The sequence below is a fragment of the Secundilactobacillus malefermentans DSM 5705 = KCTC 3548 genome, assembly GCF_001436395.1.
GTDB classification, from domain to species: Bacteria; Bacillota; Bacilli; order Lactobacillales; family Lactobacillaceae; genus Secundilactobacillus; species Secundilactobacillus malefermentans.
This window is the reverse complement of the sequence record NZ_AZGJ01000015.1, coordinates 17,033-37,904: the sequence shown is the minus strand read 5'-3', so window position 1 is coordinate 37,904 and position 20,872 is coordinate 17,033. Positions and strand designations below refer to the sequence as shown.

Annotated in this window: 18 protein-coding genes and 1 tRNA gene; 16 read left to right on the top strand and 3 right to left on the bottom strand. The window is 40.0% G+C overall.

Annotated elements, in window-relative coordinates; genetic code table 11:
• The first annotated feature begins 11 nt into the window (after positions 1-11).
• The 16 genes from secA to whiA all read left to right on the top strand — a co-directional run bounded on the left by secA (position 12) and on the right by whiA (position 19,185).
• Positions 12-2,375: a preprotein translocase subunit SecA gene (secA, locus tag FD44_RS04320; protein WP_010620560.1), complete on the top strand. Its 2,364-nt coding sequence runs from the start codon at positions 12-14 to the stop codon at positions 2,373-2,375.
• A 55-nt stretch (positions 2,376-2,430) separates the two neighbouring features.
• A protein-coding gene (gene prfB, locus FD44_RS04315) for a peptide chain release factor 2 (protein ID WP_187240413.1) occupies positions 2,431-3,547 on the top strand; the annotation gives its coding sequence in 2 pieces (ribosomal slippage) (positions 2,431-2,502 and positions 2,504-3,547; 1,116 coding nt in all).
• Between the two features lie 87 nt (positions 3,548-3,634).
• Positions 3,635-4,789 (top strand): PDZ domain-containing protein, encoded by a 1,155-nt coding sequence (locus tag FD44_RS04310; protein WP_010620562.1) that lies wholly within the window; start codon positions 3,635-3,637, stop codon positions 4,787-4,789.
• A gap of 177 nt (positions 4,790-4,966) precedes the next feature.
• Entirely contained in the window at positions 4,967-5,272 is a 306-nt protein-coding gene (locus FD44_RS04305; RefSeq protein WP_010620563.1) for a PspC domain-containing protein, read from the top strand.
• Positions 5,269-5,622 (top strand): phage holin family protein, encoded by a 354-nt coding sequence (locus FD44_RS04300; RefSeq protein WP_010620564.1) that lies wholly within the window; start codon positions 5,269-5,271, stop codon positions 5,620-5,622. The genes FD44_RS04305 and FD44_RS04300 overlap by 4 nt, the downstream gene beginning before the upstream one ends.
• An 82-nt stretch (positions 5,623-5,704) precedes the next feature.
• Positions 5,705-6,643, top strand: a complete 939-nt coding sequence (gene hprK, locus FD44_RS04295) for an HPr(Ser) kinase/phosphatase (protein WP_010620565.1) — start codon at positions 5,705-5,707, stop codon at positions 6,641-6,643.
• Between the two features lie 19 nt (positions 6,644-6,662).
• Complete coding sequence (gene lgt, locus FD44_RS04290; RefSeq protein ID WP_010620566.1) at positions 6,663-7,523, top strand: prolipoprotein diacylglyceryl transferase; 861 nt, start codon at positions 6,663-6,665, stop codon at positions 7,521-7,523.
• A 1-nt stretch (position 7,524) separates the two neighbouring features.
• Positions 7,525-8,550, top strand: coding sequence for an NAD(P)H-dependent glycerol-3-phosphate dehydrogenase (locus FD44_RS04285; protein WP_010620567.1), 1,026 nt, complete (start codon positions 7,525-7,527; stop codon positions 8,548-8,550).
• A gap of 16 nt (positions 8,551-8,566) precedes the next feature.
• A complete protein-coding gene (galU, locus tag FD44_RS04280; protein ID WP_010620568.1) occupies positions 8,567-9,460 on the top strand; it encodes a UTP--glucose-1-phosphate uridylyltransferase GalU in 894 nt (297 codons plus the stop codon).
• A 90-nt stretch (positions 9,461-9,550) separates the two neighbouring features.
• Positions 9,551-10,492 carry a thioredoxin-disulfide reductase gene (trxB, locus tag FD44_RS04275; protein WP_010620569.1) on the top strand — a complete coding sequence of 314 codons (942 nt, stop codon included), beginning with the start codon at positions 9,551-9,553 and terminating at the stop codon, positions 10,490-10,492.
• Positions 10,493-10,644: 152 nt separating this feature from the next.
• Positions 10,645-12,645: an excinuclease ABC subunit UvrB gene (gene uvrB / locus FD44_RS04270; protein ID WP_010620570.1), complete on the top strand. Its 2,001-nt coding sequence runs from the start codon at positions 10,645-10,647 to the stop codon at positions 12,643-12,645.
• Positions 12,646-12,677: 32 nt separating this feature from the next.
• A complete protein-coding gene (uvrA, locus tag FD44_RS04265; protein WP_010620571.1) occupies positions 12,678-15,527 on the top strand; it encodes an excinuclease ABC subunit UvrA in 2,850 nt (949 codons plus the stop codon).
• Between the two features lie 150 nt (positions 15,528-15,677).
• Positions 15,678-16,208: an HdeD family acid-resistance protein gene (locus FD44_RS04260; RefSeq protein WP_033445286.1), complete on the top strand. Its 531-nt coding sequence runs from the start codon at positions 15,678-15,680 to the stop codon at positions 16,206-16,208.
• A gap of 139 nt (positions 16,209-16,347) precedes the next feature.
• The gene (rapZ, locus tag FD44_RS04255; RefSeq protein WP_010620573.1) at positions 16,348-17,223 is read left to right on the top strand and encodes an RNase adapter RapZ; all 876 of its coding nucleotides are present in this window, start codon (positions 16,348-16,350) and stop codon (positions 17,221-17,223) included.
• On the top strand, positions 17,223-18,239 hold the full coding sequence (locus FD44_RS04250; RefSeq protein ID WP_010620574.1) for a gluconeogenesis factor YvcK family protein: 1,017 nt from the start codon (positions 17,223-17,225) through the stop codon (positions 18,237-18,239). Before rapZ ends, FD44_RS04250 begins: the two co-directional genes overlap by 1 nt.
• Before the next feature lie 4 nt (positions 18,240-18,243).
• Positions 18,244-19,185, top strand: coding sequence for a DNA-binding protein WhiA (gene whiA, locus FD44_RS04245; RefSeq protein ID WP_010620575.1), 942 nt, complete (start codon positions 18,244-18,246; stop codon positions 19,183-19,185).
• Positions 19,186-19,226: 41 nt separating this feature from the next.
• Here the strand turns inward: whiA and FD44_RS04240 are convergent, their stop codons facing one another.
• The 3 genes from FD44_RS04240 to FD44_RS04230 form a co-directional block, all read right to left on the bottom strand.
• The gene (locus FD44_RS04240) at positions 19,227-19,739 is read right to left on the bottom strand and encodes a thioredoxin domain-containing protein (protein WP_010620576.1); all 513 of its coding nucleotides are present in this window, start codon (positions 19,737-19,739) and stop codon (positions 19,227-19,229) included.
• 50 nt (positions 19,740-19,789) lie between these two features.
• The gene (clpP, locus tag FD44_RS04235) at positions 19,790-20,383 is read right to left on the bottom strand and encodes an ATP-dependent Clp endopeptidase proteolytic subunit ClpP (RefSeq protein WP_010620577.1); all 594 of its coding nucleotides are present in this window, start codon (positions 20,381-20,383) and stop codon (positions 19,790-19,792) included.
• Between the two features lie 270 nt (positions 20,384-20,653).
• Positions 20,654-20,725: transfer RNA gene (locus tag FD44_RS04230), tRNA-Arg, on the bottom strand.
• Positions 20,726-20,872: the final 147 nt, after the last annotated feature.

Genomic DNA, 20,872 nt, shown 5'->3' with positions numbered 1-20,872 from the left:
GGATTTAACTAATGGCTAACATTTTAAAAAAATGGGTTGAAAGCGATGCACGTGAACTTAAACGCCTAAGCAAATTGGCTGATGAGGTTAACGTATTTTCAAAACAATACGAAGACTTGTCGGATGACGACCTCAAAGCAAAAACACCAGAATTAAAACAACGTTATCAAGATGGTGAAACACTTGATGACTTACTACCAGAAGCCTTTGCGGTAGCCCGTGAAGGTGCAAAACGAGTACTTGGACTTTATCCTTTCCATGTTCAAATTATGGGTGGGATTGTCCTTCATGAGGGTAACATTTCCGAAATGAAAACTGGTGAAGGTAAAACCTTGACCGCTACCATGCCGGTTTATCTCAACGCCTTAGCTGGCGAAGGGGTCCACGTTGTGACGGTTAATGAATATCTTTCAGAACGTGATGCAACTGAAATGGGTGAATTGTATAACTGGTTAGGATTAACTGTTGGGTTGAACTCCGCCCAAAAGGAACCAGAAGCTAAACGAGAAGCCTACAATTGCGATATTACTTATTCAACCAACAGTGAAATTGGATTTGATTATCTTCGGGACAACATGGTTGTCTACAAAGAAGATAGAGTTCAACGTCCATTGAGCTTTGCAATTGTCGATGAAGTTGATTCAATTTTGATTGATGAGGCTCGGACACCACTGATTATTTCTGGGCAGTCTCAAGGAACGACTCAGCTCTACGAACGGACAGATCGTTTTGCTAAAACGCTCCATGAAAACGATGACTTTAAGATTGATTTGGAGTCAAAGACCGTTTCTTTAAATGAACAGGGAATTTCTAAGGCTGAAAAGTATTTCAACTTAAAGAACCTTTATGATACTGATAACACAGCCTTAACCCACCATTTGGATCAAGCGCTACGTGCCAATTTCATTATGTTGCGTGATAAGGATTACGTTGTTTCAGATGGTGAAGTCTTGATTGTGGATTCCTTTACGGGACGTGTCATGGAAGGCCGTCGATATTCTGACGGACTTCACCAAGCAATCGAAGCTAAAGAAGCTGTTGAAATCCAAGAGGAAAGTAAGACGATGGCAAACATCACTTACCAAAACCTCTTCAGAATGTATAAAAAGCTTTCAGGTATGACGGGTACAGCTCGAACTGAAATGGAAGAGTTCCGTGAAATTTATAATATGGAAGTTGTGACTGTTCCAACAAACAAGCCAGTTATTCGGATTGATGAACCTGATGTTCTTTATCCATCATTGGAGTCTAAGTTTGAGGCAGTTATCAGCAAGATTAAGGAACTGCATACCAAAGGCCAACCGATGTTAATTGGTACTGTTGCAGTTGAAACTTCTGAGTACTTATCTCAACGACTCGATGAAGAAGAAATTCCTCACGTTGTCTTGAATGCAAAGAATCATGCTAAAGAAGCTGAAATCATTATGAATGCCGGTCAACGGGGTGCAGTTACGATTGCAACCAACATGGCCGGTCGTGGGACTGATATTAAATTAGGACCCGGTGTTCGTGAAGTCGGCGGCTTAGCTGTTATTGGTACTGAACGACATGAATCACGTCGTATCGATAATCAGCTTCGTGGCCGTTCTGGCCGTCAAGGTGATCCTGGTATGACTCAGTTTTATCTGTCATTGGAAGATGATTTGATGCGTCGATTCGGATCAGATAGAATCAAGAACTTCCTTGAGAGAATGAATGTTGATGGCGAACAAGCTGTCATCAGAAGCCGGATGATTACGAAACAAGTTGAATCAGCTCAGAAACGGGTTGAAGGTAATAACTACGATTCACGTAAGAACGTGCTTCAATATGACGATGTGATGCGTGAGCAACGTGAAGTTGTTTATAAGCAGCGTTCATTGGTTATCGATGAAGATACAGACCTTAAGTGGGTTATTATCCCAATGATTGAGCGAACTGTTGAACGGGTGGTTAACTTACACACTCAAGGAGAAGAGAAAGATTGGGATTTAAGTACAATCCTTGATTTTGCAATTTCCGCAATGGTCAGTCCTGAAGAAATTAGTTTAGATGACTTTAAGGGTAAGAACGCAGATGAAATTAAGTCTTACTTAATGGATATTGCAAACAAAGTTTATGATGAAAAGAAGAAACAATTGTATGATCCAGCTCAAATGCTAGAATTTGAAAAGGTTGTTATTCTTCGAGTTGTTGATTCACACTGGACAGATCACATTGATGCAATGGATCAATTGCGTCAATCGATTGGTCTTCGTGGATATGGTCAATTGAACCCATTGGTTGAATACCAACAAGATGGTTATCGGATGTTTGAAGAAATTATTTCGGATATCGATTACGATGCAACACGACTTTTCATGAAGTCAGAAATTCGTCAAAATATTACGAGATAACACAAAACGACATGATGGGGTATCCATTATGTCGTTTTTTAAGGAGTAGATAATAATGGAATTAAGTGACGCAAAAAAACAATTACAAGCTATCCAACAAGAAATTGATGGCTTTAGGGGGTCGCTTTGACTTAGATTCTCTAAGTGAAAGCATCTCGGTGAATGAAAGTAAAATGACTGAACCGCATTTTTGGGATGATCAGCGAAGTGCTCAAGGTTTAATCGATGAAACGAATGATTTGAAGAAAAAGTTTGACGATTTTCATAAATTGACCACCGATTTGGATGATGTAAACGTTCTGTTGGAACTATTAATGGACGATCCTGATGATGAGATGTGGACTGAATTTGAAGAAAAGCTTGCCAAATTGCAAGAAAATTTACAGGCATATCGACTGGCTCAATTATTGAACGGACAATACGATAAGAACAACGCTATTTTGGAAATTCATCCGGGAGCTGGTGGAACAGAGTCGCAAGATTGGGGATCCATGCTTCTTAGAATGTATACCAGATGGTCAGAGAAGCACCATTTCGCGGTTGAGACAGTAGATTATCAACCAGGAGATGTTGCCGGCATTAATAGTGTGACCTTATTAATCAAGGGACATAATGCGTACGGCTACTTAAGGTCGGAAAAAGGAGTTCACCGCCTTGTTCGGCTTTCGCCTTTTGACTCAGCGGGTAGGCGACATACCTCATTTGCGTCAGTTGATGTTTTGCCAGAACTAGATGATTCGGTTGATATTGAAATCAATCCAGCAGATCTGCGGGTCGACGTCTATCGGGCGAGTGGTGCAGGTGGTCAACACGTTAATAAGACTTCTTCAGCGGTTAGAATTACCCATGAGCCAACTGGAATTGTCGTGGCCAGTCAGGCTCAACGTTCGCAACTACAAAACCGTCAAACGGCAATGAATATGCTGAAGGCAAAATTGTACGAATTGGAAGAATCAAAAAAAGCGAAAGAGAAAGCTGCTCTTGAAGGCGTTCAACTTGATATTGGGTGGGGATCTCAAATTAGGTCTTACGTCTTTCATCCGTATTCGATGGTTAAGGATCATCGGACCAATCAGGAAACTGCAAATGTGCAAGGGGTCATGGATGGTGATTTAGATCCATTTATTGATGCTTACTTACAGTTTCAGTTGGGTAAAGAAAATCCAGATTAACAAGAAGTATATCGTTACAATGCGATATAATAAGATAACCGAGAGTTTCTTAACTCGGTTTACATAGAAAAATTATGGGGGAAAATAATGACCATTTGGTGGATTATACTAATATTCTTTTGTCAGCCTGTTTTGTGGGTTGGGCTTTTACGAACTTGGCTGTCAGCTAGGGGACGAATAAAGCGAGAACGAAAAGACTTTAGAAGTGCAGTTTTTAGCGAAGAATTTGAAATTCGACACTTTTTACTATGGGGCATTCTATTAGGGATAGTTGCCTCCGTTATTTCAGTTGTTGTTGGCTTAACATTACCGATTTGGTTCATCATGATTTATGAATTTGTGACGTTACTCGCTTTGCTGCTTTTACCTGGGGTTCTTGCACCTGTGTTAGGGGTCAGTTTTGCAGCACTATTGATGTGGGCTTCAAACTACTTCAACTTTAACCCACTCGATGCTGTTAATTTGCCATTCGGCTTAACAAATGCAACCGCTAACCCAGCTAATTTCTTAATCCTTTTGACGCTGATTATTTTGCTAACCAGCTGGTTTCTTTCGCGAGTTGGTGGTCGTAATCCTTCTCCAAAAATATATCCGAAACGCCGGGGACGATTAGTGGGCGGCTATCCTTTTAAAGAATTACTTATCGTACCGACCTTGATGTTAGTTCCTGGGGACTGGATTAGTGTTCATATACCATTTTGGCCAGTTTTTAATATTGCTGGGCATCCGATTAGTTTTTTATTGATACCAATATTGATTGGATTCCGAATGACCATCTTTAGACAACTTCCTAAGAAAGCTTTGCAGGTTCTCAGTCGTCAGCAATTGTTGGTTGGACTACTTGGAATTATTTTATCCGCTATTAATTATTTTGTGGCTGGAATCGCATGGTATTCTATCCTGCTACTATTTGTGGTCTACTGCTTCACCTTTATCAGAGCAAAGTGGTTTGATCGTCATCAGTCGTTCTGGTATTCAAAAACTGATGAGGGAGTTCGAATACTTGGAATTAAGCCTGGGACGCCCGCTGCTAAAATGAATCTCGTTGTAGGGGATATCATTTTAGAATGTAACCATCAGTCGGTCACCTCAGAAACTGAATTATATGGTGCCCTGTTACTGAACCCAACGTATTGTCATTTGAGGGTTAAGGGGCATGATGGCCAATTTAACATCACTGAAACGGCCATTTTTACGGATTCACCCCATGAAATTGGGCTTGTGATTTTTAAAGATAACTAAACGTTATAAAAATTGCCTAAAAGAAAAAGTATTTCTGTTAGAATGAGAGATTAAATTATATGATAGATAGGTCAGCGGCAATCCGAGAAGGAAGCCTCTGACCTATTATTTTTGGTCTAATCCAAGTAATGGTAAAATAGACTTAATAACTAGTTCAATTTGAATGGAGAAAATAAAATGGCAAAAAACAGAAAACGACTTACGAGATCAGATGATCGAATTATCGGTGGCGTCCTTGGTGGATTGGCTGAATACTTTGGTATTAATTCAACCATTGTCAGGGTACTCTACGTTGTACTAAGTGTGTTTCCAGGACACGTTTTTGGTGGCATTTTAATCTATGCGGTCCTCATTACCTTTATTCCAAGTAAACGTCAGGGAAGTTCGCTGTTTAACATGATGAATCACGCAAAACCTGAAAGGAAAAACCTAGATGACGTTGAAGAACATGACCAACATCACAAAGAAGGAGATTCTAAATGAAATTCTGGATGCGAATTATTATCAACACACTGTTGTTCATTGCATTAGCCGGATTCTTTAAGAACATGTTTTTTGTTTCAGATATTTGGATTGCCTTGGTTGCGAGTTTAATTTTGGCAGTTTTAAACGCGCTTGTTAGACCCATTCTTTATATACTATCTTTACCAATAACGGTTTTGACCCTTGGCCTATTTAGTATTGTGATTAACGCAGTCATGCTTCAACTGACAGCGTTCTTTATCGGAAACAGTTTTAGGTTTTCGTCATTTGGCGCATCATTATTGATGGCCGTCCTGATGTCAATTTGCAATACGATTATCTCTAGTTTTGTAACATCAAGAAAGTCTTGATTATTTATAGAATAAAGCTAGTAAGCAACTAACTTAAAGTGATAAACTAAATCAAGTGAAAGCGGTTAAGGAGGGTATTCTTTTGGCAGATAGTGTAACCGTAGCAGAACTCGTTAAAAACGTGAGGTTGAACGTTTATGCGGGGGAAAAATATTTAGAAGATCGATTAATTACAACGAGTGATATTTCACGACCCGGATTAGAGCTGACTGGTTATTTTGATTATTACCCAGCTAAACGGGTTCAGTTGTTGGGAATTACCGAAACGTCATTTACCAAGAAAATGACCAATAAAGAGTTAACAAAAGTTATGGAAGAAATGTGTCAACCAGAAACGCCAGTATTTGTTGTGTCAACAAATATCGAGCCCCCGAAGCAGCTAGTTAAAGCCGCTGAGGATGCAAAAATTCCAATCCTGGGCACAAAGGTAACCACTTCAAGAGTATTAAGTAATATGACCAACTATTTGGAAGGTAAATTAGCTGAAAGGCAGTCAATTCACGGGGTTCTTGTGGATATTTATGGACTTGGTGTTTTAATCACGGGTGATTCCGGTATCGGTAAAAGTGAAACGGCACTTGAATTGATCAAACGTGGGCATCGATTAATTGCTGATGATCGAGTTGAGGTTCATCAACAAGACGAGCAAACGCTTGTTGGAGAAGCACCTAAAATTCTTAATCATTTACTTGAGATTAGAGGAATCGGAATTATTGATGTGATGAATTTATTTGGCGCTGGAGCCGTTCGAAGCCAGACCCCAATTGATCTCATCGTCCATTTGGAAAATTGGTCACCGGATACACCATTTGATCGGCTTGGAAACGGCACCGAAACGAGTCAGTTCTTCGATGTTGAGGTTCCCAAAGTGGCCATTCCTGTTAAAACAGGTCGAAATTTGGCAATCATTATTGAGGTTGCGGCCATGAATTTCCGGGCTCGCTCAATGGGCTACGATGCTACCAAAGTATTTGATGAAAATCTAAACAGTCTAATAAAGGAAAATTCTAAAGAAAAATAGAATTTAGGGGGTCGCATTCTTGGGCATACAAGCAGCACTAAACCCGATTGCTTTTAATCTAGGACCAATCGAAGTTCATTGGTACGGAATTATCATTGCAACGGCAGTTATCATTGCCGTCACCTTGGCTGTACGTGAAGGGACAAGGCGAAATATACTTGCGGATGATATCTATGATATGATTTTGTGGGCATTACCCGCCGCATTAATTTGTGCTCGTATCTACTACGTCGCTTTTGAGTGGGGATATTATCAACAACATTTAGACCAAATTATTAAAATTTGGGACGGCGGAATTGCCATATATGGTTCCTTAATTGGGGCAGGAATAGTTGTTTATCTATTTTGCCGGGCAAAATTCATCCCCACATGGTTGATGCTAGATGTAGCCGCACCAACTGTTATCATGGCGCAAGGAATTGGCCGCTGGGGGAATTTTATGAACCAAGAAGCCTTTGGTCGAATAACGAGTTTGGCATTCTTGCAGTCAATTCATTTGCCTAACTGGATTATTGAACAAATGCACATTGCCGGTGCGTATCGTCAACCTACTTTTTTTTATGAATCTATGTGGGATATCTTAGGCTTTATTGTTTTGATGTCACTTAGACATCGGAAGGGCCTATTCCAGCAAGGAGAGGTATTCCTCAGTTACGTCATCTGGTATTCCTTTGGTCGATTTTTCATAGAGGGAATGCGGACTGATAGCTTGATGATAGCGAATACCATTAGGGTTTCCCAAGTTCTCTCCATTGTGCTATTCGTTGGAAGCATTATTCTAATCATTTATCGTCGACACAGGGAAATGGGAACACCAATGTATCTGGATGGGAATCCATTTGTAAAGAAGGATCAATTAGTTAAAAATAAGGAGAATTAACATGACTGAAAAAATTGCAGTTTTAGGCGCTGGATCTTGGGGTAGTATTTTAGCTAACTTATTAGTTGAAAATGGAAATGACGTTCGACTCTGGTCGTACAACCCAAAGCAAGTTGAAGAACTGAATCAGAAACATACGAATGTAAATTACGTTTCTAACTTTACTTACTCGGATAAATTAGTTGCTTATTCAGACCTGAAGACTGCCCTAGTTGGTGCACAAACAATTCTCTTTGTTGTGCCCACGCAAGCGGTCCGTTCCGTTGCAAAGCAAGTAAATACGGCAATTAGCGAGTTAGGAATAAAGCCCTATTTAATTCATGCAAGTAAGGGAATTGAAGAGAATACGTACAAACGCCTATCTGAAGTATTGACTGAAGAAATTCCAGATACGAAACGTAAAGCAATTTCTGTTATATCTGGTCCAAGTCACGCTGAAGAAGTCGCTAAGAAAGATATCACGTTAGTTACGGCAGCTAGTGAAGATCTTGAGGCAGCAAAGCACACTCAGGACCTCTTTATGAATAACTATTTCCGAGTTTATACCAATGATGACGTCATTGGTGTTGAAATTGGTGCAGCACTTAAAAACATCATTGCGTTGGGTGCCGGTGCTTTAAATGGTCTTGGTTATGGAGACAATGCCAAGGCAGCATTAATGACCCGTGGCCTTGCTGAAATATCAAGGTTAGGTACATCATTTGGCGCGAACCCATTCACCTTCATCGGTTTATCCGGTGTTGGGGACATCATTGTCACGTCAACGAGTATTAACTCACGTAATTGGCGAGCAGGAAATGAGCTTGGCAAGGGTGTTCCTTTGGATAAAGTTGTCAATGAAATGGGAATGGTGATTGAAGGCTTAACAACTGTAAAAGCAGCTTATGAATTATCAAAAATTCGTGGTGTCGAAATGCCAATTACGGATGCCATTTATCAAGTTTTGTATGAAAATAAAGATGTTAAGACTGCAATTCGGGATTTAATGCAACGTGAAGGCCGTTCTGAGAGTATGGATTTAAATTAAGGAGACGTATTAGGTTATGAAAAAAGTTAGAAAAGCGATTATTCCAGCAGCTGGGTTGGGGACCCGATTTTTACCAGCAACGAAGGCCTTAGCTAAGGAAATGTTACCAATCGTTGATAAACCCACGATTCAATTTATCGTTGAAGAAGCGCGCAAGTCGGGGATTGAAGATATCGTCATTGTGAGCGGCAAAAGTAAACGCTCAATTGAAGATCATTTTGACTCAAACCCAGAGCTTGAGGCCAATTTAACCGCAAAACACAAAGATAAGATGCTTAAACTCGTTCAAGAAACGACAGATATCAATTTGTACTTTATTCGACAATCTCATCCTCGTGGCTTAGGGGATGCTGTGTTAACAGCAAAGGCCTTTATCGGTAATGAACCATTTGTCGTTATGTTAGGTGATGACATGATGGAGGATAAAGTGCCATTAACGAAGCAATTGATGGATTCATATGAAGAAACTGGTGCATCAACACTTGCTGTTATGAAGGTGCCACACGAAGAGACCGCAAAGTATGGCGTAATTGATCCAAGTGAAGAAGTTAAACCAGGTCTGTTTAATGTTAATTCATTCGTTGAAAAACCAGATCCAGCAGATGCACCATCAGATTTAGCAATCATTGGTCGTTACCTGTTTACCCCAGAAATATTTAAGGCTCTGGAGAATACGAAACCAGGTAAAGGAAACGAAGTTCAATTGACGGATGCGATTGACTTACTGAACACAACTCAGCGAGTCTTTGCGCGCGAGTTCAAGGGTGATCGTCATGATGTTGGTAATAAATTTGGTTGGCTCCAAACAAATATTGAATATGGATTACGTCATCCAGAAGTTAAGGATCAACTCCGTAGCTATATTAAGATGCTTGGCAAACAATTAACGAATGAAGATTCAAAAAAATAATTAAATCAAAATTGAGTTAAAATATTGGACAGACTTACTTTTCGATAGTAAAGTACAGGCTAGTTATTATAAACGACTGGAGGAGAGAATTTGGCAAAAGAATACGATGTAATCGTGATTGGTGCTGGACCAGGCGGCATGACTAGCGCTTTGTATGCTTCACGAGCAAACCTGTCCGTTTTGATGTTAGATCGCGGAATTTATGGCGGTCAAATGAATAATACAGCCGAAATTGAAAATTATCCGGGTTACTCATCAATTTTAGGACCAGATTTATCCCAAAACATGTATGAGGGGTCAACCCAATTTGGTGCTGAATATGGTTATGGTACGGTTGAAAGCATTGAAGATCATGGTGCTTATAAGCTTGTAAAAACAGATTCTGATAGCTATCAAGCTAAGGCGATTGTGATTGCAACCGGCTCTGAATACAAGAAGTTGGGCGTTGACGGTGAAGAGTCTTATGGTGGCCGTGGTGTCTCATACTGTGCAGTTTGTGATGGTGCGTTTTTCAAAAATCGCGAGGTTGTCGTGGTTGGTGGTGGTGACTCTGCTATTGAAGAGGGAACCTATTTAGCAAAACTGGCTTCCAAAGTGACGGTTGTTCATCGTCGTGATCAGTTGCGCGCACAGAAAATTCTTCAGGATCGAGCATTTGCCAACGATAAAATTGACTTTGTTTGGAATACCAATGTAGAGGAAATTTTAGGCGACGACATGAAGGTTACCGGCGTGAAGGTTGTTAATAACCAGACGAACGAAGAAAAAGTAATTGATGCATCTGGCGTTTTCATTTATATTGGCATTCTACCAATGACTGAATCATTTCGTAATTTAGGTATTACTGATGATGACGGTTGGATTTTAACCAATGATAAAATGGAAACCAAGGTTCCGGGTATTTATGCCATTGGTGACGTTCGTAAAAAAGAACTTCGTCAGATTACCACAGCTGTTGGTGAGGGCGGTATTGCGGGCCAAGGTGTGTTCAATTTTATTGAAAATCTAAAAACCCAAGTGAATGTTAAATAACTAAAAATTGACCTTTAATAGGTCAATTTTTTTGTATTTTACGGTAAGTGGGATAAGTAGCGAAACTATGTTCGGTATGGTAAAATAATTCGGTAAACAACAGGGAGGCAAGTGCTTTCCTTTTTTTGAGTGGAAAACTATGGAGGTTAGACATGATAGAACGTGAAGATAATCGTGAATTTAATTTAGTTTCAAAGTATCAACCAACCGGTGACCAACCGACGGCCATTTCTGAACTAACAAACGGAATAAAAACTGGCAAAAAAGAACAAATTTTGATGGGTGCCACTGGAACTGGGAAAACCTTCACGATTTCTAACGTTATCAAGAACGTCAATAAACCCACTTTGGTTTTATCGCATAATAAGACGCTAGCAGGACAGCTTTATGGTGAATTCAAGGAATTTTTTCCAGATAATGCGGTGGAATATTTTGTGAGTTATTACGACTATTACCAACCAGAAGCCTACGTTCCTTCGAGTGATACTTATATTGAAAAAGACTCATCGATTAATGATGAGATTGATAAACTACGACATTCCGCAACTAGTTCGTTGCTAGAACGAAACGATGTTATCGTTGTCGCATCTGTTTCCTCGATTTTTGGATTAGGAGATCCCACTGAATATAAGAATCACGCCGTTTCGCTACGTGTGGGTCAACAGATTGAACGAAACGATTTGATGCGTAAATTGGTTGATATCCAATTTGATCGAAACGATATCGATTTTCAACGTGGACGTTTTCGAGTTCATGGGGATGTTGTCGAAATTTTTCCAGCTTCGAGGGATGAACGAGCCTTAAGAGTTGAATTTTTTGGTGACGAAATCGACAGAATTCGTGAGGTTGATTCTTTAACCGGCGAAGTTGTCGGTGATAGAGATCACGTTGTCATTTTCCCGGCCACTCATTTTATGACGAATGAGGATACGATGGGACGAGCAATTGAGGGAATTGAAGCAGAGCTAAAGGATCGGCTTGCCTATTTTGAAAAAGAGGGTAAATTACTTGAGGCGGAACGTCTGAAGCAACGGACAACCTATGATATTGAAATGCTCAAGGAAATGGGTTATACCAACGGGGTTGAAAATTATTCAAGATTCATGGATGGTCGAAAACCGGGTGAACCACCTTACACACTACTGGACTTTTTCCCTGACGACTTTTTAATTGTGGTTGATGAGTCTCACGTGACAATGCCCCAAATTGGTGGGATGTATAAGGGTGATCGTTCTCGTAAGCAACAACTGATTGATTACGGATTTAGACTGCCAAGTGCGTTAGATAACCGACCACTGACGCGTGAGGAGTTTGAAACTCACGTGAATCAGATTGTTTATATGTCAGCAACTCCTGGCCCTTATGAAGAAGACCGAACAACTGATGTGGTGGAGCAAATTATTCGACCAACGGGGTTGCTTGATCCTAAAGTTGAAGTCCGGCCAATTATGGGTCAAATGGATGATTTAGTTGGTGAAATTCATAAGCGAATGGATGCTGACGAGCGAGTTCTTGTCACCACTTTGACTAAAAAAATGGCGGAAGATTTAACTGATTATTTGAAGGACTTAGGGATTAAGGTTGCCTATTTGCATAGTGATATTAAGACCTTAGAGCGAACTGAAATTATTCGTGATCTGCGACTTGGTAAGTATGACGTCCTCGTTGGAATTAATTTACTACGAGAGGGAATTGACGTGCCTGAAGTTTCATTAGTCACAATTCTTGATGCTGATAAGGAAGGGTTCCTTCGTAATGAACGTTCCTTGATTCAAACGATGGGGCGGGCTGCAAGAAATGAACACGGTAAAGTTATTATGTATGCCGATTCAGTGACGGATTCGATGCAACGGGCGATTGATGAAACGGTTCGACGACGTACAATTCAAGAAAAGTATAACGAGGAACATCACATTACCCCCAAGACCATCAAGAAGGACATTCGTGAACTTATTTCGGTTACTAAACCAAATGACAAATCAGGGGAGAAGGATGATTTCCTCGAAACTGATTTTGAAGAAATGACGAAAAAACAACAAGACGCAATGTTAGCACAGCTAGAGGGTCAAATGCGAAAAGCAGCTAAGGCTTTAGATTTCGAAAATGCTGCAAATTTACGTGACACAATTCTGGAACTAAAAGCACAGCAGTAAAATGCTAGCGGTAAATGTAGGAGGAATAATAATTGGCAAATGATGAAATTGTCATTCACGGAGCGCGTTCTCATAATCTAAAGAATATTGATGTGACGGTTCCTAAGAATAAGTTGGTCGTCATGACTGGGTTGTCTGGATCGGGAAAGAGTTCACTTGCTTTCGATACGCTATATGCTGAGGGTCAGCGACGATACGTTCAAAGTCTTTCGGCATATGCGCGACAATTCTTGGGACAAATGGATAAGCCAGATGTTGATTCAATTGATGGCCTATCACCAGCAATCTCGATTGATCAAAAAACGACTTCTAAGAATCCACGGTCAACGGTGGGAACCGTTACCGAAATCAATGATTACTTGCGTTTATTGTGGGCGCGAGTTGGTAAACCAATTTGTCCGAACGATGGAACTGAAATTTCAAGTCAATCGGTTGAACAAATGGTTGATCGAGTTTTGCAGTTGCCAGAGCGTACAAAAGTTCAAATTTTAGCCCCCATTGTGCGACAAAAGAAAGGTCAGCACAAAAAAGTCCTAGAGCGCATTAAGCGTGAAGGATTTGTTCGAGTTAGAATTGATGGGGATGTTCGCGACATTGATAATGATATCGATTTGGAGAAAAACAAGGCACATTCAATCGACGTCGTTGTGGACCGAATTGTTGTCAAAACGAACGTTCGCTCGCGGCTGTTTGATTCATTCGAGGCAGCATTAAGAATGAGTGACGGTTACGCAGTGGCGGATTTAATTGATGGCGATCCAATTCTCTTTTCCGAACATTATGCTTGTCCGGTGTGTGGATTTACAGTTGGTGAATTGGAGCCACGGCTCTTTTCATTTAATGCCCCATTTGGCGCATGTCCCGATTGTGATGGTTTAGGTATTAAGCTTGAAGTTGATGAGGATCTTGTTGTACCCGATGATACGAAAACGTTAAGTGAGGGAGCTCTTGCACCCTGGAATCCAACTAGTTCACAATACTATCCGGAAATGTTAGAACAGGCTTGCGAACAGTTTGGCGTCGACATGAATACACCATGGAAGAAATTGAGTGAATCAGATCGAGAGTTTGCTTTGTATGGTTCGAAGGGAAAAGTATTCCATTTTCATCTACAAAGTGACTTTGGTGGCGTAAAAGATACGGAAGCACCATTTGAAGGTGTGATTAATAACGTTAATCGTCGGTACCACTCAACTAGTTCAGATTTCACTCGAAATCAAATGCAGTCATACATGCGTGAATTAACTTGTCAAACTTGTCATGGATTTCGGTTAAATGCGCAAGCTTTAAGCGTTAAGGTGAATGGAAAGCATATCGCGGAAGTATCAAATTTGGCGATTGGTAAAGAGTTATCCTACTTTGATGATTTATCCTTTGGTGAACAGGACTCAGTTGTCGCAAAGCCAATTTTAAAGGAAATTCGGGATCGACTCGTTTTTCTGGAAAATGTTGGATTAAGTTACCTGACTTTGAGTCGTTCAGCAAGAACACTATCAGGTGGAGAAGCGCAACGAATTCGTTTGGCGACTCAAATTGGATCAAACCTGTCTGGGGTCCTTTATATTCTAGATGAACCTTCAATTGGTCTTCATCAGCGCGATAACGACCGGTTAATTAGTTCACTTAAGAAAATGTGCGATCTTGGGAATACATTAGTCGTTGTTGAACATGATGAAGACACGATGCTTGCCGCGGACTATCTAATTGATATTGGACCCGGTGCGGGTGAAAACGGTGGTGAAGTGATGGCTGCTGGGACACCTAAACAGGTCGAGAAAGTCAAAAAATCATTGACTGGGCAATATCTAGCTGGTAAGAAATTTATTCCCGTTCCACTAGAGCGTCGAAAAGGGAACGGCAAAAAAATTAAACTGACCGGTGTTTCTGAAAATAATCTCAAGAATATTACGGTAGACTTTCCACTAGGTAAATTTATCGGGGTTACTGGCGTATCTGGATCAGGAAAATCGACACTTGTGAATTCTGTTTTGAAACGGGCATTGGCGCAAAAATTAAATCATAATTCTGAAAAGCCTGGGAAGTATAAGACAATCACGGGTTATAAGAATATTGAGAAAATTGTTAATATTGATCAGAGCCCAATTGGGAGAACGCCGAGAAGTAATCCAGCAACGTACACGGGCGTCTTTGATGATATTCGGGGGCTGTTTGCGCAAACAAACGAAGCCAAGCTACGAGGTTACCAAAAGGGCCGATTTAGCTTTAACATCAAGGGTGGCCGTTGTGAAGCGTGTCATGGAGACGGAATTCTTAAAATTGAAATGAACTTTCTACCTGATGTTTATGTTCCATGTGAAGTTTGCCATGGTAGTCGATATAATTCCGAGACATTGGAAGTAGACTACAAAGGGAAAAATATTGCGGAAGTTTTGGATATGACGGTAACGGAAGCACTTGATTTCTTTAGCGCTATTCCTAAAATTAGTCGTAAATTGCAGACGATTGTAGACGTTGGATTAGGTTACGTTAAGATGGGCCAACCAGCCACAACGCTTTCTGGTGGTGAAGCACAACGAATGAAATTAGCTGCCGAGCTACAAAAGAAGGCCGATGGGAAGAACTTCTATATTTTGGATGAACCAACGACTGGCTTACACATGGATGACATTAAGCGCCTATTGGTTGTTCTACAACGCCTCGTCGACAATGGGAATACAATTCTTATTATCGAACATAATTTGGATGTCGTTAAATCTGCGGATTATTTGATAGATTTAGGACCTGAAGGCGGTGAAGGTGGCGGACAAATTGTCGCTACTGGAACGCCTGAAGACATTTCCAAAGTTAAGGAAAGTTATACAGGTCAATATTTAAAGCCTGTGCTTGAAAGAGATACGAAGCGAACAATTGAAAATCAGTAAGACTCAAATGATGGCGAATTAGCCGTCATTTTTTTTTGGTTAATTAGCGTCAATTGGGCGAAAACTTGTGAAAATTAGTAAAAACCAGTATTATGAAACCAGTTTCATATAAAATATTACCCGGAAGAGGGGGAAACGCGTTTGTTTAACATGAATAGAAGAGCTTGGGGATTTGATTGGCACGAGCTCATTACTGGAATACTCTTTATCGTTGTTGCGTTTGGATTGTTTACGGCACCAAAGGTTAGCGCCATTGCAATTGCACTTTTGATGGCAATTATGGCGATCCTAAGTGGGTTAACGACATTTGCTGGCTACTCTAAGTTGAGAGATTACGTGAATGGCCGAGCAGTTGTTGCACTTGTATTCGCCGTTTTAGATATTATTATTGGACTAATCTTTTTGTTCGATTATCAAAGTGCAATCGTGACGTTGGGTTACCTATTTGGAATTTGGTTTATCTTCGACTCGATTGAACGATTAATCGTCGTGAGCCATGTACGTCAGCTTAGAAGCCATTTCTTCTGGTTATCGCTCATACTTGATGTCTTAGGCTTAATTGCAGGTATCTTGCTTTTCGTTCATCCCTGGATTGCCTTTTTCTCAATTAACATTTTAGTCGTTTGTTATTTAGTTATTTTTGGAATAAATGCAATTGTTCTGGCGTTTGCTAGACGTTAATATAAAAGCCATAGTTAGAATTAACTAACTATGGCTTTTAGTTTGGAAAGGGCTAGCTGTAAATGAAACACCAGGTATGTTATAGTGTTATAGTATGAATTTTTAGCTGTCATCATTTTGGGTACATTGGAGACTGACTATGACTAAAGAATTTCAATTAGTAATTATTACGGGAATGAGTGGCGCCGGTAAAACGGTTGCGATGCGTTCACTAGAAGACTTAGGTTTCTTTTGTATTGATAACATGCCGCCTTCGCTTTTACCAAAGTTTCTTGAGTTAGTTAAGGAATCAGGGAAGCTTAGCAAGGTTGCACTTGCGATTGATTTGAGATCCAGAGCCTTTTATAAGGATGTCATTGAAACGCTAGGGAATTTGTCACAAGATAATGGTGCAAAAATCATTTTCTTGGACGCTTCTGATGAAGAGCTAGTTTCTCGATATAAGGAAACAAGAAGAGCTCACCCACTTGCCCGAAATGGAAGAGTACTTGAGGGAATCAAAAAAGAACGTGATTTATTAGCACAAGTTCGGCAATCAGCTCAATTTGTGATTGATACCAGTAATCTTGCACCTAAGGAACTACGTGAAGAAATTTTCCGTAGTTTTGAAGCAAATGTTGATACACCATTTCACATTGAAATGATGTCATTTGGATTTAAATACGGGGTTCCAATTGATGCGGATATCGTGATGGATGTTCGATTTTTACCGAATCCATACTATATTCCAGAACTACGCAGTAAAACGGGTCAGGATAAGCCGGTATACGATTACGTGATGGCACAGCCGGAGACGACTGAATTTTATGAGCGTTTCTTAGGATTATTATCATTTATGATGCCAGGCTATAAAAAAGAAGGAAAAACAAGTTTAACGGTCGCCATAGGTTGTACAGGTGGTCAACATCGGTCAGTTGCGTTGGTTGAACGACTATCTGAGGCACTGGGAGACAAATATCCAGTTCATACATCCCATCGAGATGTCGAAAAAAGCCAAGGAGGTGCCAAGCATTAATGTTAAATGGAAATAAGTGGCACCGACCAAAAATAGTCGTTATCGGTGGTGGAACAGGACTACCAGTTATTTTAAAAAGTTTGCGGGATCAGGATGTTGATATTACGGCAATCGTGACGGTGGCAGATGATGGTGGTTCTTCTGGCGTCATTCGCAACTATGTGAACGTTGTCCCACCTGGAGATATTCGGAACGTCATGGCTGCGCTATCTAAATTGCCACAACTCTATCTTGATATTTTTCAATATCGATTTAACAGTAAGGACCAATTTTTCGCAGGTCACGCGATTGGTAATTTAATTATTGCGGCGCTATCTGAAATGAAAAATGGTATTTTTGATGCCGTTCAAGAACTTTCTAGCATGATGAAAGTGGATGGACATATTTATCCGGCTGCAGATGAGCCATTGGAGCTAAATGCTGAATTTGCTGACGACACCACTATTACGGGAGAATCGGAAATTTCAGCGGCTCATAAACTTATCAAACGGGTATGGGTATCCTCACGATTACACAAGGACAAGCAGCCAGAAGCTGTGCAACCAGTTATTGATGCCATTATGGATGCTGACCAGATTGTACTTGGCCCAGGTAGCTTGTTTACCAGTATTTTACCTAACCTAATGATCAGTAATGTAGGCGATGCCGTTAAGAAAACGCAGGCCGAGGTTGTTTATATTTGCAATATTATGACCCAAAAGGGCGAAACTGAAAACTTTTCTGATGCGGACCATATTCGGGTGTTGCATGAACATTTACACGATAGATTTGTAGATACGGTTCTTGTTAACACCAAAAAGGTTCCAGATGAATATATTGATTATCAGCGTTGGAATGAAATGTCTAAAGAGGTAACCCATGATTTCAAAGGGCTAAAGGAACAGGGATGTCGCGTTATTTCTGATGACTTTTTGGAATTACGGGACAATGGTGCATTCCATAATGGAGACCAGGTTACTGCAGAATTAGTAAATTTATTGGGGCAACCCAGTTGGCGAGATAGTGCCTGGAGGTGACAAAATGTCTTATGCAAGTGAAGTTAAAAAGGAACTGACGACATTGTCAGTTCACAGAGAGAATGCAAAAGCAGAGTTAATGGCTTTAATTCGGATGAATGGCTCATTAACTTTGCAAAATCATGCATTTGTTTTGAATATCCAAACTGAAAATCCGGCCATTTCAAGGCGGATTTATCAGCTATTGAAACAATTTTATGAGCTAGAAAGTGAGCTCATCGTTCGAAAAAAGATGAAGTTGAAAAAGAATAACTTATACATTGTCCGAGTGAAAACTGGGAATCAGGAAGTTCTTGAGGACTTATCAATTTTTGATGGGACACAAATTGCTGAAAAGGTGCCCAGTGACCTTTTGAAAAACGACGCGCAAGTCAGATCTTATTTACGGGGTGCTTTTTTGGCGGGGGGATCAGTCAATAATCCTGAAACTTCCCGTTATCATTTGGAAATCTATTCATTATACGAGGAACATAATCAGATGATTATGGAAATGATGAATCGGTATGGTTTGAATGCCCGAATCACTAATCGGCGTAGCGGCTATATTACCTATCTAAAAGAGGGCGAAAGAATTGCTGACTTTCTTTCGTTGATTGGGGCCACACAATCGATGCTAAAGTTTGAAGATATTCGAATTATGCGGGATATGCGAAACTCAGTAAATCGGTTAGTGAACTGTGAAAACGCCAATATGGATAAAGTTGCTAACGCGTCAAGTCAACAGATTGAAAACATCAGATTTATTGAAGCAACAGTTGGATTAGATCAATTACCTCCTAAATTACGGGAAGTTGCTGAAATTCGATTAACTCATAAAGAAGTTAGTTTAAAGGAATTAGCCAACTTAATTCCGAGCGGGGTTATTTCTAAATCAGGCATTAATCATCGATTAAAGAAGATTACTGAATTTGCAGATGACTTACGGCAACATGAAATTAGTGCATAAAAAGTAGGACCAACTGAATGAACTTCAGTTGATCCTGCTTTTTAGTTTAATAATTTTGATAAATTTTCAGGTGAAATAGACTCATCAAAAACATGGTGCCCAACAACAATAGAGGGAACGAATTGGACATGCGTTTCTTCTGCTTCCGTCACAATATTGGCTAGCATCTTAGCATTCTGCTGGTGGTGGAGGTGTAGCTCCGATTCTAAATAGTAAGGAATTTCGGCATCATCGAGGCTCTTCCACTGTTCTTGATTATCAAAAACAGATTTTATTAAAAGATAGGCCATTAATGGATCGCTTGGAATGTATTGATGGACAATATTTCCTTTTTTTAATGGCTCTTTAAACTTATTGAGGAGCTTGATATGCCGGTTAACCTTGCCAGATGAAACGGCCGTGGCCAAAACACTATCATTCTTTTGAAACCACAACTTGCTCCAAGGGCAGCGCAGATTAAGATACTCAACCACGGTTTTGGTGGTGTTGGGATTACCAATAACGATACTATTGGCGGAATTGACTTTAGTTACATCAATTTTGCTAATATCCATATCTATCACCTCAAAAAAAGCCGATCACTTAATGATCGACCTAATGATTATTATTTACGATCCTTGCTACTCGTCATAATACTATCAATTAAACCATATTCAACAGATTCCTGTGCGGTTAAGTAATGATCACGCTCAGTATCTTTGTTAATGGTTTCAAGTGACTGACCAGTGTTGTCAGCTAAAATCTTGTTGATTAATTTTCTAGTCTTCAGGATTTCTTCAGCAACAATTTCAATTTCAGTCTGTTGCCCTTGTGCGCCACCAGAAGGTTGATGAATCAAAATTTCTGAATGAGGCAATGCAAAACGTTTGCCCTTGGCACCAGAAGTAGCAAGCACACTAGCCATTGAAGCAGCCATACCCATGACGATGGTCTGAACATCAGCCTGTACGAAATTCATTGTATCGTAGATGGCAAGTCCTGATGTTACAACACCACCAGGGGAATTGATGTAAAGATAGATGTCTTTTTCTGAATCTTGTGCATCCAAGAAGAGTAACTGGGAAATAATTGAATTTGCCATATCATCTTCGATTGGACCTGATAACATAATGATTCGATCCTTGAGAAGTCTTGAGTAAATATCATAAGCACGTTCGCCACGTGACGATTGCTCGATAACTGTTGGGACTAAATTCATAGTTGTGTTGCCTCCTTATAAGCATGTAAAAATTAGTCTTATTAACTAATAAAAGTAGTTTAACGCTAAGGTCAATTAAGGTCAAACAAAATGAACTGAACCTTGCATCTGTTATATTATGGCTGATTTGAGCATTAAAAGTCAAAGGATTGCCATAATTATCTGCAAAGTGCAGTTGAAGGATAAAAGAGAAGTTTAAAAAAGAGTCGGAATATTTTCCCGACTCCACAATGCAGAATATGAATCAATTTAGATAAGTAATAAACGTAATGCGCCCGGGGGGAATCGAACCCTCATTTCAAGAACCGGAATCTTACGTGCGATCCATTACACTACGGGCGCATAGTTTCAAATACCTTAATAACTATAACTGATTCTGGATAAAAATTCAAGAAGTCTCCAGTCGATTAATTAAGTACAAGTGATTGACGAAATAGGGCATCTGGATTAATATAATGTGTGGATGCTAAGTTGAATTAGCACCACGGT

What these genes read in the sequence shown, in the direction of transcription:
- FD44_RS04305 (WP_010620563.1), top strand. Translation starts at nt 4,967, where the DNA reads ATGGCAAAAAACAGAAAACGACTTACGAGATCAGATGATCGAATTATC.
- FD44_RS04285 (WP_010620567.1), top strand. Translation starts at nt 7,525, where the DNA reads ATGACTGAAAAAATTGCAGTTTTAGGCGCTGGATCTTGGGGTAGTATT.
- FD44_RS04250 (WP_010620574.1), top strand. Translation starts at nt 17,223, where the DNA reads ATGTTAAATGGAAATAAGTGGCACCGACCAAAAATAGTCGTTATCGGT.
- secA (WP_010620560.1), top strand. Translation starts at nt 12, where the DNA reads ATGGCTAACATTTTAAAAAAATGGGTTGAAAGCGATGCACGTGAACTT.
- FD44_RS04260 (WP_033445286.1), top strand. Translation starts at nt 15,678, where the DNA reads ATGAATAGAAGAGCTTGGGGATTTGATTGGCACGAGCTCATTACTGGA.
- FD44_RS04240 (WP_010620576.1), bottom strand. Translation starts at nt 19,739, where the DNA reads ATGGATATTAGCAAAATTGATGTAACTAAAGTCAATTCCGCCAATAGT.
- rapZ (WP_010620573.1), top strand. Translation starts at nt 16,348, where the DNA reads ATGACTAAAGAATTTCAATTAGTAATTATTACGGGAATGAGTGGCGCC.
- FD44_RS04310 (WP_010620562.1), top strand. Translation starts at nt 3,635, where the DNA reads ATGACCATTTGGTGGATTATACTAATATTCTTTTGTCAGCCTGTTTTG.
- whiA (WP_010620575.1), top strand. Translation starts at nt 18,244, where the DNA reads ATGTCTTATGCAAGTGAAGTTAAAAAGGAACTGACGACATTGTCAGTT.
- galU (WP_010620568.1), top strand. Translation starts at nt 8,567, where the DNA reads ATGAAAAAAGTTAGAAAAGCGATTATTCCAGCAGCTGGGTTGGGGACC.
- uvrB (WP_010620570.1), top strand. Translation starts at nt 10,645, where the DNA reads ATGATAGAACGTGAAGATAATCGTGAATTTAATTTAGTTTCAAAGTAT.
- clpP (WP_010620577.1), bottom strand. Translation starts at nt 20,383, where the DNA reads ATGAATTTAGTCCCAACAGTTATCGAGCAATCGTCACGTGGCGAACGT.
- FD44_RS04300 (WP_010620564.1), top strand. Translation starts at nt 5,269, where the DNA reads ATGAAATTCTGGATGCGAATTATTATCAACACACTGTTGTTCATTGCA.